Raw genomic sequence first — 1,725 nt, forward strand, 5'->3', positions numbered from 1 at the left:
TCTATTTATTAGCTAGGGTGATTAACCTATTAACTTAGGTTCCTTTTTAAAAGAGTTATATTTTGTATTCATCCTTCGACATTCTTTTTAGACATTGGAAGGAGGAAGGTCAGGATTGAAGCGGTATGGGGCAATTTTAACCTAAACATAAAAAAACCATGCTGTTTTCCGGCATGGTTTTCATGTCTACTCGTTATTCCCGAAACTCCCTCATCAATTTACGCAAATCGTTGATAGCTAGTTTTACACTCTCTTTTTTATGCTTATGTATCCCGATTCCTAATAGATCATCGTGTTGAGGAAAGGAGTTATTTGCTAAGCTTTTATATCCTTCAGGATCCCTGAATATTTCTACTGTAATCGTAAACCCTAGGCTGATGTAGATTTTTATAATTTCTAGTTCTTCACTTTGAAACTTTGTTACAATTCTCATACATTAATCCTCTCCAGCTTGAAGCATTGGAATTGATAGATTTTAGATTGAACATGTATATCCATAGATTAGTATACGCTAAAAAGCTGCCTCTGTACTATTATGACTTTAATTGGGAATCTCACCGGGGGACATGGGGGCGGTTCTACTGGCTTATTATTGGTTGAAGTTAACCAAAATTGAGCCATTAGGGCCGTCCCTTTGGCATTCAAAGTTGTAAAACATTAAATCTAGTGAATGAGCCAAGGGTTAAATCCTTTGCTTTTTGCATTTTACAGAAGCTGTTGAAACCGTCCAGTTGTCGTGAACACATTTTGCTGATTAAACCTAGTGAGATTTGTCGAAGAATATTGTAAAAAAATGTAGTTTTTACTGGTAAAATAAATATGGTGTCAATTCGCTTCTTTAGGAACTTTCGTATCCCTTTTTAAGACCTTGGGGACATCGTCGTACACAAATTTTTATATAGGAGAATTTTTATGAAAAGAGCAATTTTTATTGTAGCAATTTTTATTTTAATTTTTAGTCAAATGGGAATAGATGTTGGTAAGGCCGCATCCAAGGAACAAAGGACAATTTGTATTGATCCAGGGCATCAAAGCCATCAAAACCTTGATAAGGAGCCAATTGCACCAGGATCAAAAATACGGAAAGCAAAAGTTTCATCAGGAACAGCGGGTATTGCCACAAAGAAACCAGAATACAAACTTACTCTTGAAGTTGCTCTTAAATTACGCGATTCCTTAAGGAAAAAAGGATATAAAGTTTTTATGACAAGAACAACGCATAACGTAAATATCAGCAATGTTCAGCGTGCCCAATATTGTAATCAGAAACATGCTGATTTAACGTTACGAATTCATGCGGATGGAAGCATAAATAAGAATGTTCAAGGTCTTTCGGTTTTATATCCAACTGGAAAATCAACCAAAAAGGTAAATCAAGCTAGTAAAAAAGCAGCGGAATATATGCTCCAAGAATCAATTAAAGCAACAAGGGCCAAAAAAGCATATCGGACGGGACTAATGCCAAGAGAAGATCTTTCAGGTTTTAATTGGTCAACGACTCCAGTGATCCTTATTGAGATGGGATTCATGTCCAACCAATCAGAAGATAGAAGACTATCCACAAGCAGCTACCAAAAAAAGCTTGTTCAAGGAATGGTAAACGCGGTAGAAAGATACTTATAGGTGTGACGAGACCAGTGGTACTTAAAATAAGCGGAGATTTTCCGGTTAGTCTGCAGAATTGAGCTCGGTTCGAGGTATATAAGCGGAGGTTTTCCGCTTAAG

Annotated in this window: 2 protein-coding genes; one reads left to right on the top strand and one right to left on the bottom strand. The window is 36.5% G+C overall.

The features are described from left to right. Positions 1-193 precede the first annotated feature (193 nt). Complete coding sequence (locus tag BDR01S_RS24475; RefSeq protein WP_066259433.1) at positions 194-433, bottom strand: hypothetical protein; 240 nt, start codon at positions 431-433, stop codon at positions 194-196. Positions 434-912: 479 nt separating this feature from the next. On the opposite strand from BDR01S_RS24475, the gene BDR01S_RS24480 reads away from it, so the two are divergent. Further along, positions 913-1,623, top strand: coding sequence for an N-acetylmuramoyl-L-alanine amidase (locus BDR01S_RS24480; RefSeq protein ID WP_066259430.1), 711 nt, complete (start codon positions 913-915; stop codon positions 1,621-1,623). Positions 1,624-1,725: the final 102 nt, after the last annotated feature.

It is taken from the genome of Neobacillus drentensis NBRC 102427 (genome assembly GCF_001591445.1).
GTDB lineage: Bacteria > Bacillota > Bacilli > Bacillales > Cytobacillaceae > Neobacillus > Neobacillus drentensis.